This is a genomic window from Micromonospora sp. NBC_01739 (assembly GCF_035920385.1).
Classification (GTDB): domain Bacteria; phylum Actinomycetota; class Actinomycetes; order Mycobacteriales; family Micromonosporaceae; genus Micromonospora.
This window is the reverse complement of sequence record NZ_CP109151.1, coordinates 5103261-5117818: the sequence shown is the minus strand read 5'-3', so window position 1 is coordinate 5117818 and position 14558 is coordinate 5103261. Positions and strand designations below refer to the sequence as shown.

At 70.9% G+C, this 14558-nt stretch carries 14 protein-coding genes; 6 read left to right on the top strand and 8 right to left on the bottom strand.

Features of this window, described 5'->3' with window-relative positions; all coding sequences use genetic code 11:
* The first annotated feature begins 11 nt into the window (after positions 1-11).
* Complete coding sequence (locus OIE53_RS23225; protein ID WP_327027363.1) at positions 12-902, top strand: transketolase family protein; 891 nt, start codon at positions 12-14, stop codon at positions 900-902.
* On the opposite strand, the gene OIE53_RS23220 is transcribed toward OIE53_RS23225, so the two are convergent.
* Complete coding sequence (locus OIE53_RS23220; RefSeq protein WP_327027361.1) at positions 899-1600, bottom strand: glycosyltransferase family 2 protein; 702 nt, start codon at positions 1598-1600, stop codon at positions 899-901. The two genes, OIE53_RS23225 and OIE53_RS23220, sit on opposite strands and share 4 nt — an antisense overlap.
* Positions 1601-1723: 123 nt before the next feature.
* Between OIE53_RS23220 and OIE53_RS23215 the strand changes: the two genes are divergently transcribed.
* Positions 1724-3943 (top strand): ArnT family glycosyltransferase, encoded by a 2220-nt coding sequence (locus OIE53_RS23215; RefSeq protein WP_327023614.1) that lies wholly within the window; start codon positions 1724-1726, stop codon positions 3941-3943.
* A gap of 128 nt (positions 3944-4071) precedes the next feature.
* Complete coding sequence (locus OIE53_RS23210; protein WP_327023613.1) at positions 4072-5673, top strand: ricin-type beta-trefoil lectin domain protein; 1602 nt, start codon at positions 4072-4074, stop codon at positions 5671-5673.
* 58 nt (positions 5674-5731) lie between these two features.
* Here the strand turns inward: OIE53_RS23210 and OIE53_RS23205 are convergent, their stop codons facing one another.
* Positions 5732-6241 carry a hypothetical protein gene (locus OIE53_RS23205; RefSeq protein WP_327023612.1) on the bottom strand — a complete coding sequence of 170 codons (510 nt, stop codon included), beginning with the start codon at positions 6239-6241 and terminating at the stop codon, positions 5732-5734.
* 97 nt (positions 6242-6338) lie between these two features.
* Positions 6339-7511 carry a thiolase family protein gene (locus OIE53_RS23200; RefSeq protein WP_327023611.1) on the bottom strand — a complete coding sequence of 391 codons (1173 nt, stop codon included), beginning with the start codon at positions 7509-7511 and terminating at the stop codon, positions 6339-6341.
* A gap of 77 nt (positions 7512-7588) precedes the next feature.
* On the opposite strand from OIE53_RS23200, the gene OIE53_RS23195 reads away from it, so the two are divergent.
* On the top strand, positions 7589-8035 hold the full coding sequence (locus OIE53_RS23195) for a PH domain-containing protein (RefSeq protein WP_327023610.1): 447 nt from the start codon (positions 7589-7591) through the stop codon (positions 8033-8035).
* 7 nt (positions 8036-8042) lie between these two features.
* Here the strand turns inward: OIE53_RS23195 and OIE53_RS23190 are convergent, their stop codons facing one another.
* Both OIE53_RS23190 and OIE53_RS23185 read right to left on the bottom strand, forming a co-directional pair.
* Complete coding sequence (locus tag OIE53_RS23190; protein ID WP_327023609.1) at positions 8043-8954, bottom strand: rhomboid family intramembrane serine protease; 912 nt, start codon at positions 8952-8954, stop codon at positions 8043-8045.
* 146 nt (positions 8955-9100) lie between these two features.
* A complete protein-coding gene (locus OIE53_RS23185) occupies positions 9101-9631 on the bottom strand; it encodes a peptidylprolyl isomerase (protein WP_327023608.1) in 531 nt (176 codons plus the stop codon).
* A 59-nt stretch (positions 9632-9690) separates the two neighbouring features.
* On the opposite strand from OIE53_RS23185, the gene OIE53_RS23180 reads away from it, so the two are divergent.
* On the top strand, positions 9691-10500 hold the full coding sequence (locus OIE53_RS23180) for a hypothetical protein (RefSeq protein ID WP_327023607.1): 810 nt from the start codon (positions 9691-9693) through the stop codon (positions 10498-10500).
* 187 nt (positions 10501-10687) lie between these two features.
* Here OIE53_RS23180 and corA read toward each other — a convergent pair whose 3' ends face one another.
* From corA to OIE53_RS23165, 3 genes are all read right to left on the bottom strand, one after another.
* Positions 10688-11746, bottom strand: coding sequence for a magnesium/cobalt transporter CorA (corA, locus tag OIE53_RS23175; protein ID WP_393339020.1), 1059 nt, complete (start codon positions 11744-11746; stop codon positions 10688-10690).
* Positions 11747-12185: 439 nt separating this feature from the next.
* Positions 12186-13280, bottom strand: coding sequence for an aminotransferase-like domain-containing protein (locus tag OIE53_RS23170; protein ID WP_327023605.1), 1095 nt, complete (start codon positions 13278-13280; stop codon positions 12186-12188).
* A gap of 140 nt (positions 13281-13420) precedes the next feature.
* A complete protein-coding gene (locus tag OIE53_RS23165; protein WP_327023604.1) occupies positions 13421-13927 on the bottom strand; it encodes an ester cyclase in 507 nt (168 codons plus the stop codon).
* A gap of 137 nt (positions 13928-14064) precedes the next feature.
* On the opposite strand from OIE53_RS23165, the gene OIE53_RS23160 reads away from it, so the two are divergent.
* Positions 14065-14514 carry an NUDIX domain-containing protein gene (locus OIE53_RS23160; protein ID WP_327023603.1) on the top strand — a complete coding sequence of 150 codons (450 nt, stop codon included), beginning with the start codon at positions 14065-14067 and terminating at the stop codon, positions 14512-14514.
* The last annotated feature ends 44 nt before the right edge of the window (positions 14515-14558 follow it).

The following is a 14558-nucleotide window of genomic DNA, read 5'->3' as shown; positions in this document are numbered from 1 at the left end:
GTGAGCGGATCATGCGGGACTGTTTCGTCGACACCACCACCGCCCTGCTGGCCGAGAATCCGCGTACCGCCCTGGTGCTCGCGGACATCTCCGCTTCCTTGTTCGACCCGGCCGCCGAGCGGCATCCCGACCGGGTGCTCAATGTCGGCATCCGGGAGCAGTTGATGGTGGGGGTGGCCGGTGGGCTGGCACTGACCGGCCTACGCCCGATCGTGCACAGCTACGCGCCCTTCCTGGTGGAGCGGGCGTACGAGCAGATCAAACTGGACCTCGACCACCAGGGGGTAAGCGCGGTGCTGGTCAGCGTCGGCGCCTCCTTCGACCGGGCGGAGTCCGGGCGCACCCACTTCAGCCCGGCCGATGTAGCGCTGTTCGACAACCTCTCCGGCTGGACCGTGCACGTACCGGGTCACCCGGCCGAGGTGGACGGGCTGCTGCGTACGACCGTGGCCGCCGACACCTCGGCGTACCTGCGGCTGTCGGTGCACCGCAACGCCCGGCCGTACGCCGGTTCCGGGGATCTGGTGCTGGTGCGGGACGCGGGTCCGGGGGCGCCCCTGCTGGTCGCGGTCGGTCCGATGCTCGACGCGGCGCTGGCCGCGGTCGCGGATCTGCCGATCACGGTGGCCTACACCCATCGGCCGCGTCCGTTCGACATCGCCGGTCTGCGGGCCCTGGCCGGTACCGAGGTGATCCTGGTGGAGCCCTACCTGGCGGGGACCTCTGCCCGGGTGATCACGGCGGCGCTGGCGGATCGGCCGCACCGGCTGCTCGCGCTCGGGGTCGGTCGGGAGGAGCTGCGCCGCTACGGTTCGGCGGAGGACCATCTGCGCTGGCACGGGCTGGACCCGGCCGGACTGCGCCGCTCGCTGACCGACTTCCTCACCCCGGTGGGGGTCTAGCGCCGGGCGGCGGGGCGGGGGCGGGTGCGTTCGCGACCGAGGATCCAGAGCGCCTCGACCCCGTCCCGCCAGGTGATCTTCTTGCCTTCCTCCCGGCCCCGGGCCCGGTAGCTGATCGGCACCTCGTACGGCCGGATGCGGCGACGCAGCAGCTTGCCGGTCACCTCGGCCTCCATGCCGAAGCCCCGGGAGCGCACGTCGAGCGAGCGGTAGAGCGCCACCGGCATCAGCTTGAAGCAGGTCTCCAGGTCACCGATGTAGGAGTTGAACAGCAGGTTGGCCGCCATGGTGACGCCCTTGTTGCCCATCACGTACCAGAAGCTGTAGGCGCTGTGGCTGCCGAAGGTGCGATTGCCGTAGACGACCGTGGCGCGGCCGTCCAGCACCGGGGCCAGCAGCTTGGGGATGTCCTGCGGGTCGTACTCCAGGTCGGCGTCGAGGATGACCATGTAGTCACCTTCGGCGGCGGCGACCGCCGTACGGATCGCCGCGCCCTTGCCGGCGTTGCGCTGGTGGGTGATCACGCGCAACCGGGCGTCGTCGGCGCGGCCGAGCACCTCCGAGGTGCCGTCACGGCTGCCGTCATCGACCACGACGAGTTCGATCTCGCACGGGTATTCCACGGCCAACGCCTGCTTAAGGGCGTCCCCGATACGCTCTTCCTCGTTGTAGACCGGCATGAGGATCGACAGCTTCACGGGAATCTCCACGAGGGCGACAGTATGTCGGCCATAGCGTAGCCTGGCTGCTCAGCACTCTGGTGGCGACTGCCGATGAGATACGACGTCGGGCACCCAGGGCGATGGTGTTTACTTCCGGCCATGTCGGCCGCCGGCTTTCCGCTCGTCCTGGCTCCCGTCGCCGCCATCGTCGCGTTGACCGTGGCGTTGCGGCCCCGGGTGGTGGATAGTGTCGCCCCTCGACGGCTGGCGGTGGTCCGGGCGGCCGTGGCCACCGGGGCCTTCGCGGTGCTCACCGTCGAGGTGCTGGGCGCGCTGGGGCTGCTGAGGTTGTCCCCCTTCGCGGTGGCCTGGTTGCTCTTCGTGGCCGGAAGCGTGGCGGCGGCCGGGTGGCGACTGCGCCGCGACCGGGCCCACCGGCCCGACCGGCCCGCCGAGGCCGTCGCGGCTGATCAGAACCGGCCCGCCGCGCCGCCCGCTCTGGTCGCGGCCGGGTCGGGCGGATCGGTGGTCACCACCCGGACCACCGAGGTACGAACGACCGGATCAGAGACCGACCCCCAGCCCGCCGGCTGGTGGGCCTCGGTCACCGATTTCTGGCGTACGGCGGGTCGGGGCGAGCGGCTGCTGGCCGGTACGGTCGGCGCCCTGGTCCTGGTCGAGCTGCTGATCGCCCTGTTGGCCGCGCCGAACAACTTCGACTCGCAGACCTACCACCTGCCGAAGGTGGAACGCTGGGTGGCACAGGGTGACCTGACCTTCTGGGCCACCGCCATCCACCGGCAGGTGACCATCCCCCCGGGTGCCGAGTATCTGCTGCTGCACCTGCGGTTGTTCGTCGACTCGGACGCGCTGTACAACCTGGTCCAGTGGGCCGCGGGGCTGGGTGCCCTGCTGGCGGTGACCCGGCTGACCGCCCAGTTGGGCGGGGGTAGGCGGGCCCAGTTGCTCACCGCCTTCGTGCTGGCCACCACCCCGATGGTGGCGCTCCAGGCCACCAGCACCCAGACCGATCTGGTCTGTGCCGCCTGGGTGGTCTGCGCGGCCACCCTGGCCTTGGACGGGCTGCGGCGCCGCGCCGGCCTGGGTGAGCTGCTGGCCCTGGGGGCGGCCACCGGACTGGTGGCCATCACCAAGACCAGTGGCCTGATCGCGGTGGGCCCCCTGCTGGTGCTCTGGGGCCTGGGCCAGTTGCGCCTGGCGTACCTGGGTTCACGGCGGCTTCCGATCGGCGCCCTGCTCGGTACGGTCGGCGCCTCGGTGCTGATCCTGGTGGTGGCCGCCGGGGTGACCGGCCCCTTCATGGGCCGGGTGTACGCCGAGTTCGGCCACCCCCTGGGCCCGGACCGGCTGCGCAAGTCCGTCCCGATGGAGCGGCACGACCCACCCTCGGTGCTGGTCAACGCGCTGCGCATCGGGCACACCGCGCTGGACACCCCGCTGGCCCCGCTCCGTCAGGTCACCGCCGCAGCGATCGTCGGGGTGGCCGGGCTGGTCGGTGTCGATCCGCAGGACCGGGACATCACCTTCGGGCGGGAGGAGTTCCCGGAACCCTCCTGGTATCCGGACGAGGACCGGGTGGCCTTCCCGCTGGCCGGCGGGATGGCGCTGCTGGCCCTGGTGGTGGCGCTGCGCCGACCGGCCCGGATCAGCCCCGGGGCCGCCGGAGCGGTGCGGGCGTACGGGGTGGTGGTGCTCGTGGCGGTGCTGCTGCACACCACGATGATCAAGTGGCAGCCCTGGGGTAACCGGCTGCTGCTGTACGCCCTGGCGGTGGCGGTGCCGTTGGCCGGGATCTGGCTGGATGCCCTGCTGCGCCGATCGGCCTCAACGCGCACCCCCGGCACGGCAAACACCCCCGGCACGGCGAGCACCCCCGGCACGGCGGGCCGCGCCGGGCGGCGGCCGGTCGCCACCCGGCTGGTGGCGGCGGTGTTGGCTACCTGTGCGCTGGCCGGGGTGCTGGCGGTGTCGTACGGCTTCCCCCGCCGGTTGGTCGGCTCGGGCTCGGTCTTCACCACGACCGACTGGGAGCTGCGTTTCCTGCGGCGCCCGCAGTGGGCGGAGGAGTACCGGTGGGCGGCCGAGGCGGTACGCGCCGCAGAGGCGCGTCGGATCGGCCTGTCGCAGCGCAACGACGACTGGGAGTACCCCTGGTGGCTGCTGCTGCGGGACGATGCCGGGCGACCGCCGGAGCTGGTGGCCCTTCAGTCCGTGCTGGACGATCGCCCGGCGGCCGACCCGACCTCGGTGGACGCGATCCTCTGTGTCGGCAGCCGGGACCGCTGCGCGGAGCTGGTGCCCCAGGGTTGGCAGTTCGAGTTCCGTAGTCACGTCGGCTACGCCCTGCCCGGGGACTGACCTGTCCCATTGGCCCGGTTCACCGCTGCGTGCAAGCATTCCGAGATGCATTCACATGTCTGCATCGCAGGCGTTACCTTCCGGTAACTCGGTCGCCGTCCCGCGATCGGACCGAAAGGAGTGCGCCGTTGTCTGGTATCCCCGCCAGGCGTGACCGGACGCCTCGACGGCGACTGGCCCAGGTCGCCGTCCTAGCCACCGCTCTCGTCCTGCCCATGCTGGCCGGGCCGGTCACCTCGGCCGCCGCAGCCGACCGTCCCGCCGCCCAGCCCCTGCCCGCCCACCTGGAAACCATCCGCGCCGCCGAGGCCACCCAGCTCTACGGCACCCCCGGCATCCGCCCGCTGGCCCAGCGCCGCACCGCCCTGATCACCATGGGCGACAGTCAGATCTCCGGCGAGGGGGTCGGCAACTACGTGCCCGGCACCCACCAGCCGGGCAACTGGTGTGACCGCTCGTACGACCAGGCCGTGTTCCGTACCGGCATCGCCGCCGACGAGCGATACAACATCGCCTGCTCGGGTGCCACCCCCTGGAACCTGATCGCGGGCGGCCCGACCCAGCACAACGAGCTGAACCAGGGCGACCACCTGGCCATCAAGGCGCGCAACACCAACATCAAGCTGATCTGGGTGGTGGTCGGCGCCAACGGCGACGGCACGATCCAGTTCGGCCCGGTGGCCACGGACTGCGCGGTGCGCCGTGTCCTCTTCCAGGGCCCCTGCTGGCCCACCTACACCGACCAGTGGACGGTACGCACCGACGGCAGCCGGCGTGCCGTCGAGGACGCGCTCAACGACATCCGCCGGACCATGACCGGGGCCGGTTACCTCGACACCGACTACGAGTTGGTGCTGATGTCGTACTCCAGCCCGGCCAGCCCTGACGTGGAGGACAACCCGAACTTCCCCGGTTGGTACGCCGGGGGCTGCCTGCTCTACCTGGCCGACGCCGCCTTCGCCCGGAACAAGGCGGTGCCGCTGTTCGAGTCGGCGCTACGGGCGGCGGCGGCCAACACCGGCACCCGCTACCTCGACGGCAGCCGGCTCTTCCACGGCCATGAGGTGTGCACCGACAACACCTCCGTGCGTGGCCTCTACATCGAACTCGGCGTCTGGGATGAGAACGCGGCCCGCCAGTCGTTCCACCCGAACTACCGGGGGCACGGCATGTTCGCCCAGTGCATCACCCAGTTCTACGCCTCCGGCCAGCGGCAGGGCACCTGCGTCGACCCGGCCAGCACCGGCAACGGGGTGCTCTACCCCGGGCTGATGGAGTTCAAGCAGTTGCGCAACGCCGCCACCGGCACCTGCGTGGACGGCAAGGGGTACGACTCACGTAACAACACCGTGCAGCAGTCGTACCGCTGCCACGGGGGCCGTAACCAGGGCTTCTGGTACGACCCGACCCGGCAGTCGCTGCACTCGGAGCTGTCCCACGACCGGTGCCTGGACGTCTCCGGCGGATCGCTGACCGCCAACACGGTGGTCAACATCTACAACTGCCATGGCGGCAACAACCAGAAGTTCGTGTTCGCCGGCAACCAGATCCGGCCCGCCGGCAACAGCAGCCTCTGTGTGGCCTTCGACAATCCGCTGCTGGGCACCCCCCGGCTGCGGCTGGCTAAGTGCTCCAGCAGTTCCCGGCAGCAGTGGTCCTTCGAGTCGCGGTCCTTCGCCCAACCCGTCGGGTACGGCCACGACGACTTCATCGGGTCCCGGGTCTACTGACCGGCGACCTTGATCATCGGCGAGGCGGTGGGGTCACCTGCCGCCTCGCCGCTCGTCGTCAGTGGGCCACGACGGGGTGCAGGGTGGTCGGGCGTACGGCGGAGGGCTCCGCGACGGTCGCCAGGATCCGGGGCCGGACGGTGCGGACCCGGGTGCGGAAGGCATGGTTGAACAGGGCGTCGAGCTGCCACACCTGCTTCGGGTGCCGAGCGTGGATCAGGAAGCGCTCGCGGATGCCGTCGATGGCGGTGGCGGCCAGCTCGACCGAGTGCAGCCGGGGGTCCGGGCTCCAGGTGACATGGCTAAGCTCGCGCAGCTCGGTGTTGAGGTGCAGCTGCAGCCGATGCAGCACCCTGGTCTGCCGGGTGATCACCAGACGCCGGTGGGTCAGCAGGAGAAGATGGTCGCCGAACATCGGCCGGTCCGGCCGGCTGCACCGGGTGACCAGAACAGTGGCGTCGCTGGAGCCGACGCAGCGCCGGAAGATCGGCATGTGTCGGGTGGCGGTCTGCACCGCCAGCCCGGCTTCGGTTGCGGCGGGAAGGAACGTTCGGGAGAAGACGTCCATACTTCCCCAACGACCCTGGTCGTGGCATTGACGTGGGTCGTGCAGTTGCCTTTTGCAAATTCCACGTTACAAAAGCCGGACGCCGGCTCGGGTTTTGTCAGAGCAGCTCGACGATCGTCGCGTTGGCCATTCCCCCGCCCTCGCACATGGTCTGCAAGCCGTACCGGATGCCGTTGTCCCGCATGTGCGCGAGCATCGTGGTCATGATCCGGGCACCGGATCCGCCGAGGGGATGCCCCAGGGCGATGGCCCCGCCACGCGGGTTCAGCCGCTCCGGGTCCGCCTCGGTCTCCGCCAACCAGGCCAGCGGCACCGGGGCGAAGGCCTCGTTCACCTCGTACACCCCGATCTCCTCGATGCCCAGCCCCGCGCGGCGCAGCGCCTTGGCGGTGGCCGGGATCGGGGCGGTGAGCATGGCCACCGGATCGTCGGCGGCTACCACGGCGGTGTGGATGCGGGCCAGGGGTCGCAGGCCGTGCCGGGAGGCCCACTCACTGGTGGTGACGGCCAGGGCGGCGGCACCGTCGGAGATCTGCGAGGCCGAACCGGCCGTGACCACCCCGTCCGGGCGGAAGGGGGTGGGCAGCTCACCCAGCTTCTCCAGGGAGGTGTCCCGGCGTACCCCCTCGTCCGCGGCGAAGGTGCCCCCGTCGGCCAGGGTGACCGGGGCGATCTCGTCGGTGAAGGCCCCCGCGTCCTGGGCGGCAGCCGCCTTCTCGTGACTGGCCAGGGCGAACTCGTCCAACTGGGCGCGGGAGAGCCGCCAACGCCGGGCGATCAGCTCCGCCCCGACCCCCTGGTGGAACGGCAGCGGCGAATCCTCGGCCACCCCCTCGACCCCCCGGTAGCGGGCCAGGATCCGCTCGCTGAACGGCTGAGCGCCGGCCACGTTGGAGCCCATCGGCACCCGGGTCATCGACTCCACCCCACCGGCCACGACCAGGTCGGCCTGCCCGGAGAGCACCGTGGCGGCGGCGAAGTGCAGAGCCTGCTGGCTGGAGCCACACTGGCGGTCCAGGGTGGTGCCGGGCACCGACTCGGGCCAACCAGCGGCCAGTACGGCGTTGCGCGCCACGTTCCAGGACTGCTCGCCCACCTGACTGACACAGCCCCAGATCACGTCGTCGACCTGGGCCGGGTCGATTCCGGTCCGCTCGGCCAGGGCCTGCAGCACATGCGCGGACAGATCCACCGGGTGCACCGTGGACAGGCTGCCCTTGCGTCGCCCGACCGGGGTACGCACCGCACCGACGATAACCGCGTCACTCATGTCTACTCCCCGGTAACTGGCTGTTCCGATCCTACGCCCATCTGCCGGTCACCCGCCCGCACTGGCATGCTGGTCGGATGCCTTCCGAGACGACCACGAGGCAGTGGCGGATCCGCCCGGCCCTACCGGTGCTCAAGCTCCTCGGGGCGGCCGGGATGTTCGCCCTGGGGATCCTGCTGGCCGAGGGTGACCTGCTCCGGCCGGTGTTCGGCGCCCTGGGCGCCGTACTGCTCGCCGGGTGGGGCATCCGGGACCTGATGGCACCGGTACGGCTGGCGGTGGACCCCGAGGGGATCACCGTGCCGGCGGGCTGGACCGGTCGACGCCACCTGCCCTGGTCGGCGGTGGAGAACATCCGGGTGCTGCACCGACCCGGCCGCGGCTTCGGCGGGCCGGCCCTGGAGATCGACACCAGCGACTCGCTGCACCTGTTCAGCCGGATGGATCTCGGCGTCGACCCGGAGGAGGTAGCCGAAGCCCTGGCCGCCGCCCGCCCGGAACCACCCGACCCCGACCGGTCCTGACCGACCCTCAGGTGAGCAGGGCGACCGTGCGGATCACGGCCGCGCCGAGCAGCAACACCATGATCGCTGTTCCGCCGACCGCCTGCACCAGGGTCCGATGCGACCTGGGCGCGTAGGCCAGCACCAGGGCCATCAGCCCGCCGAACACCAGACCGCCCAGGTGACCGGCGATCGAGATCTGCGGCACGGTGAAGGTGAAGATCAGGTTGATCACCAGGATCGGCAGGATCGCCGAGGTGTCCCGGCCCAGTCGCCGCATGATCACGAAGATCGCCGCGAAGAGGCCGAAGATGGCCGTGGAGGCACCGGCCGACATCTGGTTCGGCGGGCTGAACAGGTAGACCGCCACATTGCCGCCGAAGCCGGCGACGAAGTAGAGGGCGGCGAACCGCAGCGGGCCGAGCACGGCCTCCAGGGACCGGCCCAGCACCCACAGCGCCCACATGTTGAGCAGCAGGTGCAGCACCCCGTAGTGCAGGAACATCGCGGTGACCAGGCGGTACCACTGGCCCTCGGCGACCCCGCCGATGCTGCCGTCGAGGAACATCGCCCGACCCAGCACGGCACCCCACTCGGTCAGCGGAGTGCTGCCGCCCATCAGACCGCCGAAGCCGTTGCCACCGGCGGCGGCGTCCCCGCCCCGGTCGGAGGCGATCGACACCAGCATGACCAGCACGTTCAGGGCGATCAGAACCTTGGTCACGTAGCCGTGCCGGCCGGCGGCACCGCCACCGAAGGCGGTACGCGCCGGCCGTACGCTACGACGTCCCTGCGCCACACACTCCGGGCACTGGAAGCCGACGGATGCCTCGTTCATGCAGTCCGGGCAGATCGACCGGTCGCACCGGGTGCATCTGACGTAGGTCTCCCGCCCGGGGTGGCGGTAACAGGCCGGGGTGGTCGGCGCGGACTCACTCACCGCAGGCCCCAGGTGCCCGAGCGCTCAGTCATGCGAGCAAAGGTACCTTGATCCGCCGCAGCGACCGGTCACGCCGTACCCGGCCGGATCCTCCGTGCCCGCCACACCCAGGCCCGGGCGGCGGACACGGCAGGACGAGGTACGGGTCAGGCGCCCTGACGCTCGATCTCCACCCGCTCGATCACGACGTCCTGAAGCGGCCGGTCGCTCGGGCCGGTGGGGGTGTTGGCGATCGAGTCGACGACCTTCGCGGACTGCTCGTCGGCCACCTGACCGAAGATGGTGTGCCGGTTGTTCAGGTGCGGGGTCGGGGCGACCGTGATGAAGAACTGCGAGCCGTTGGTGCCGGGCCCGGCGTTCGCCATCGCCAGCAGGTAGGGCCGGTCGAAGCGCAGCTCGGGGTGGAACTCGTCGGCGAAGTTGTAGCCCGGGCCGCCGCGACCGGTGCCGGTCGGGTCACCCATCTGGACCATGAACCCGCTGATCACCCGGTGCGAGATGGTGCCGTCGTAGTACGGACCGCTGCCCGGCTGGCCGGTCCGCGGGTCGGTGTACTCGCGCGTGCCCTCGGCCAGCTCGACGAAGTTGCGGACGGTCTTCGGCGCGTGGTGGGGGAAAAGCTCCAGCCGGATCGGGCCGGCGTTGGTGTGCAAGGTGGCGTAGACAGCCTCGGCCACGGGTACTCCTCACTCGTTGGTCAGTTCCTTGCGGATCCTCCCATGTGCCCGATCTGGACATGCGGAGGCATCCGAAGGTGGAGGATGACAGAGGACAACTCCCAGGAGGTGGGAACGTGTTTGGAATCGCGCGGCGCAAGACCCAGGGGCAACTGGCCAGGGCCGAGCTGAACCGCGGCGTTGGTCACCTGCGGCAGGCCGCCACGCATGCCGCCAAGGGCGCCGGCGCCACGGTCGGTCCACGGGTCCAGGCGGCCCGCAGTGCCGTCACGCCGACCACCGTCATGATCCGGGATCGCGCGTCCAGCGGCCTGGCGACGACGGCCGCGGCACTCGCGCCCCTGACCCTGGCGCTGCGGCAGGCACAGGCCGAGGCAGCCGGAAAGACCGCTGCCGGAAAGAAGGCCGTCGCCACCAAGCAGGCGGCGGCCACCAGGAAGGTCAAGGCGAAGAACATGAAGGCGAAGAAGAAGTCCCGGCGCGGCACCATGATCGGCCTGCTGGCCGCCGGCACGGTGGCCGGACTGGCCGGTGCGATGGCCCTGCGGCGTTACCGGGAACAGCAGGTGTGGTCCGAGTACGACCCGGGCGCGGCACTTGAGCCGATGCAGGACGAGGTGGAGACCCTCGAGGTGCGTACGGCCGGACCGGCCGGCGCGGGCAAGGCTTCGACCGGGGCGGGCAGCTCTGCGGTGGCCGGCGGCGACAGCGCCTCCACCACCCCCAGGACGACCAGTCCCACCCCGATCACCCCGACCGACAAGGTCCCCTCGGTCGCCGAGGGCGCCCGCACCACCTCCGGCCGCCCCGCCGACGACCTGACCAAGGCCGTAACCAACGCCCCCTCCACCTCCAACCCCCGCCCCTAACACCCACCCACCCCACCCTTGCCCCTGTCCCCGCCGCCCCACCCCGCCCGCCCCAGCCTCGGCGATCTTGCACTTTTGGTCCGTGCATAGCGGGCATATGCCGCGAGTCAGCGACCGAAAGTGCAAGATCGCGGGGGCGATATGGGGGTGGGGGCGGGAGGGGGAGGGGAGGGGGAGGGGGGAGGGGTTAGAGCCAGTCGTTGCGGCGGAACCAGCGGTAGAGGGCTAGGGAGATGGTGAGCATCAGGGCCAGGACCACGGGGTAGCCGTAGGCCACCTTGAGTTCGGGCATGAATTCGAAGTTCATGCCGTAGATGCCGGCGATGGCGGTCCAGACCGCGGCGATGGCGGCCCAGGCCGCGATCTTGCGCATGTCGTTGTTCTGATCGACCGTCACCTGGGCCAGTCGGGCCTGAAGGATCGAGTTCAACAGATCGTCGTACGCGTTGACCTGCTCGACCGTACGACTCAGGTGGTCCTGCACGTCGCGGAAGTAGCGGCGTACCTCCTTGGGGACCTCGCGGTTCATCTGGGTGGTCACCGCCAGCAGCGGACGCTGCAACGGCATCACCGCCCGCTTGAACTCCACCAGTTCCCGTTTGAGCTGGTAGATCCGCTGGATCCGGCCGGTGGCCTGACGGTCGAAGACCTCGATCTCCAACACGTCCATGTCGTCCTCGAGCTGGTCGGCGACCTCCAGGTAGAGGTCGACCACCCGGTCGGTGATCGCGTACGCGACCGCCCAGGGGCCGTGCAGGAGCAACTCCTGGCGGTCCTCCAACTGCTCGCGCACCGGGGCCAGGCGGCAGGCGTCCCCGTGCCGGACACTGATCAGGAAGTGCGGACCGATGAAGAGCATCACCTGCCCGGTCTCCACGACCTCGGAGTTCTCCGTCAGCTCGGTGTGCTCGCAGTAGCGGGCCGTACGCAACACCAGGAAGCTGACCTCGCCGAAGCGCTCCAGCTTGGGCCGCTGCTGGGCCTTGACCGCGTCCTCCACGGCCAACTCGTGCAGCCCGTAGCTGTCCGCGATCTCGGTCATCTCGGCCAGGTCCGGCTCGTGCAGCCCCAGCCACACGAAGCCGTTCTCCGCGCTGCGCGCTTCCGCCAGGGCCGCCGCGAAGTTCCAGTCGCCGGGCTGCCGCCGACCGTCGAGGTAGAGGGCGCAGTCCACCACCGCGCTGCGCGGGGAATCGGTCGGGGCCTCGGCGGCCGATGTGCCGTCCGGGCTGAGTCGGCGGGTCATCGCCCGTACCGGTGACCAGTTGCGCGGCCGCAGCGCCCGGCCGGCGGCCACCGACGCGGGGGTGGAGGCGGCCCGGTCTCGCTTGATCCGATCGGTCATCGCACCCCCTCCGCACGCCTTGTCGCGGCTTGCAGGGTACGCCGCAGTAACGATCATGACGGCCTCGACGGGGTCGAGGGGGTGGCGCCGGGCGAGCCGGGCCACCAGGGGGTGAGGCGCGGCCCGGCCCGCCCGGCGCCGTGGGGGCGGGGGTGATGCTGCCGCGTCACCCAGGGGCATGTCGGCGGCCGATTCGCGCCGGGCATGGTCCGCGATGGTCCAGCCCGGGAGGCCGCAGTACGCAGGTGAGTGACGCTCGCAGCATTGTGAGCCGCCGGCCGCCCCAGCGGGAGAGCTGGAGCGGCCGGGTGGGGCCTACTGTCGGGAATGCGACAGAAATTCAGCCACGAACCGCTTCCATCGCCTCGGCCAGCCGCCGTACGCCCTCGTCGACCCGATCGGCGGTCACCGCCGAGTAGGCCAGGCGCAGGGCGTGCCGGCCACCGTCGATGACGAAGTCACTGCCCTTCACCACGGCGACGCCACGCTCGGCCGCCGCCGGAGCGAGCTTGTCGACATCGACGTCCTCCGGCAGCTCGACCCAGAGGAAGTAGCCGCCGTCCGGCTCCACGAACCGGGCCTCCGGGATGTGCCGGCGCAGTGACTCGGCCAACACCCGCGACCGCTCGCCCAGGGCCGCCCGGACGGTGTCGATGGACCGCTCGATGTCACCGGAGACGCAGAACTGGTGCACGATCGCCTGGGCCACCATGCCCGGGGAGATGTAGAGGCTGGTCGCCTTGCCGGCGATGTCGGCGATCAGGTCCGCCGGGCCGATCAGGTAGCCCACCCGGACCCCCGGGCAGACCGTCTTGGTGAAGCTGGAGGCGTGCACCACGACCCCCCGGGTGTCCATCGACAGCATCGACGGCAGGGGCTCGCCACGGAACCGGATGTCGGCGTACGGGTCGTCCTCGAAGATCGTGAAGCCGTACTCCGCAGCCAGCTCCAGCAGCTCCCGGCGCTTGTCCAGGGAGAGGGTCACCCCGGCCGGGTTCTGGTAGTTCGGGATGACATGGGCCAGCCGGGGCCGTACCCCGGACTCCAGCAGCTTGCGCAGCTCGGCGGTGTCCAAGCCGTCCGGCTGGATGGTGACCCCGTGCAGTTCGCTGCCCATCCGCTTGAGGTTGAGCAGGGTGCGGTCGTAGGTCGGGCGCTCCACCACCACGGCGTCGCCGGGGCGTACCAGGTGGTCGAAGAGGAAGGCGTCGGCCTGGAGGGAACCGTTGGTGATCAACACCTGGTCGGCCTCGACCCCGTGCTTCTCGGCCACCCACTTGCGCAGCGGGAGGTAGCCCACGGAGGTGCCGTAGGCGGTCACCCCGGCGGGATCGGCATCGAAGGCACGGACGGCGGCGGCCTTGAGCCCTTCGACATCGACGATGTCCAGCGAAGGCGCGCCACGGGCGAAGGAGATCAGCTGCTCGGCGGTCATGGCTGTTCAGCGTACGTGCGGTGACCTGGGGTGCGCCGACGGCACGGCGATGTCCGCATCCTGAGCCACCGGGTCGGGTGAGCCGGGGCGCCGATCCCACCCTCCGGGTCGCGCCACCTCAGGCCGAGGGGTCGAGCAGGTCAGGCCGCCGCGCCCGGCCACGCCGCATCGACGAGCACCGGTTCCCTCGCCGGAATCGGGGGTACGGCGGTCAGCTGCGCCTGCCGGGACAGGCCCGCCACCTGTAGTCCCAAGGAGGTGATCAGATGTCCCCAGTCGAAGTAGGACCGCCAGGTCATGATCCGGCCACGCCGCGCCCGGACCATGTCCACGACCTCCCAGGAGACCGTGCGCCCGGTCGGGGCCACCGTGCCGAAGGGGGTGTGCAGCACCCCGGTGTGGGTGCCGGTCAGGCGCTGCTCCACGGCCGCCCCGCCGGCCGTGCGTACCGCCGAGAGGGGGTCGACCCGCAGGTCGGGAAAGGCGCCAGTCCAGGTACGCAGCAGGGCCGGCAACTCCGGGGGGCGTACGGTCACCCCGGGCATGGAGTAACTGCCGTCGACCGCGTACAGCTCGGGCAGGCGGGCCACGTCCCGCCGCAGGAGCATCGCGTACTGCTGCTCGATCAACCGGTCCGCGCCGCGCATCCTGGCCTCCCTACCGGCGCGCTCGACCACGCCACAGGCAGTTCCATACCCTCGCCCGGCCCCGCCACACCGATCCCGCGACCCGGCCCCGCAAAGCGGCAACAGCGGAATCGGTGTCGGGCGGCTAGTGTTTGCCCGTGTCTACCGAGCCGCTGCGCTGCGCCGGAGCGCTGATCGTCGACCCGGAGGGGCGCCTCTTCTTCCAGCGCCGCTCGCCGGACCGCCGCCTCTTCCCCGACTGCTGGGACATCGTCGGCGGCCACCTGGAACCCGGCGAGACCGTGGAACAGGCCCTGCGGCGGGAGGTCACCGAGGAGACCGGCTGGCAGGTGACGGAGATCCTCGGCCCGGTCGGCGAGTTCCGCTACGTCGGTGACGACGGGGTGGCCCGGATCGAGTCCGACTGGCTGGTACGGGTCGACGGCGACCTGGCCGCACCGACCCTGGAGGCCGGCAAGCACACCGAGTTCCGCTGGCTCGGCCCCGACGAGGTCGACCTGCTGGACGAGCACCGTCACATCGACGAGGGCCTGATCCGACAGCTGGCCGAGCGGGCATTCGCCCTGTTGAGGTCCACGCCTTCGTGAGCGACAGCGTCGGGCTGGCCGCACACCGGTTCGCCGCGCTGATC

What these genes read in the sequence shown, in the direction of transcription:
- OIE53_RS23225 (WP_327027363.1), top strand. Translation starts at nt 12, where the DNA reads ATGCGGGACTGTTTCGTCGACACCACCACCGCCCTGCTGGCCGAGAAT.
- OIE53_RS23215 (WP_327023614.1), top strand. Translation starts at nt 1,724, where the DNA reads ATGTCGGCCGCCGGCTTTCCGCTCGTCCTGGCTCCCGTCGCCGCCATC.
- OIE53_RS23205 (WP_327023612.1), bottom strand. Translation starts at nt 6,241, where the DNA reads ATGGACGTCTTCTCCCGAACGTTCCTTCCCGCCGCAACCGAAGCCGGG.
- OIE53_RS23200 (WP_327023611.1), bottom strand. Translation starts at nt 7,511, where the DNA reads ATGAGTGACGCGGTTATCGTCGGTGCGGTGCGTACCCCGGTCGGGCGA.
- OIE53_RS23195 (WP_327023610.1), top strand. Translation starts at nt 7,589, where the DNA reads ATGCCTTCCGAGACGACCACGAGGCAGTGGCGGATCCGCCCGGCCCTA.
- OIE53_RS23180 (WP_327023607.1), top strand. Translation starts at nt 9,691, where the DNA reads ATGCGGAGGCATCCGAAGGTGGAGGATGACAGAGGACAACTCCCAGGA.
- corA (WP_393339020.1), bottom strand. Translation starts at nt 11,746, where the DNA reads ATGACCCGCCGACTCAGCCCGGACGGCACATCGGCCGCCGAGGCCCCG.
- OIE53_RS23170 (WP_327023605.1), bottom strand. Translation starts at nt 13,280, where the DNA reads ATGACCGCCGAGCAGCTGATCTCCTTCGCCCGTGGCGCGCCTTCGCTG.
- OIE53_RS23165 (WP_327023604.1), bottom strand. Translation starts at nt 13,927, where the DNA reads ATGCGCGGCGCGGACCGGTTGATCGAGCAGCAGTACGCGATGCTCCTG.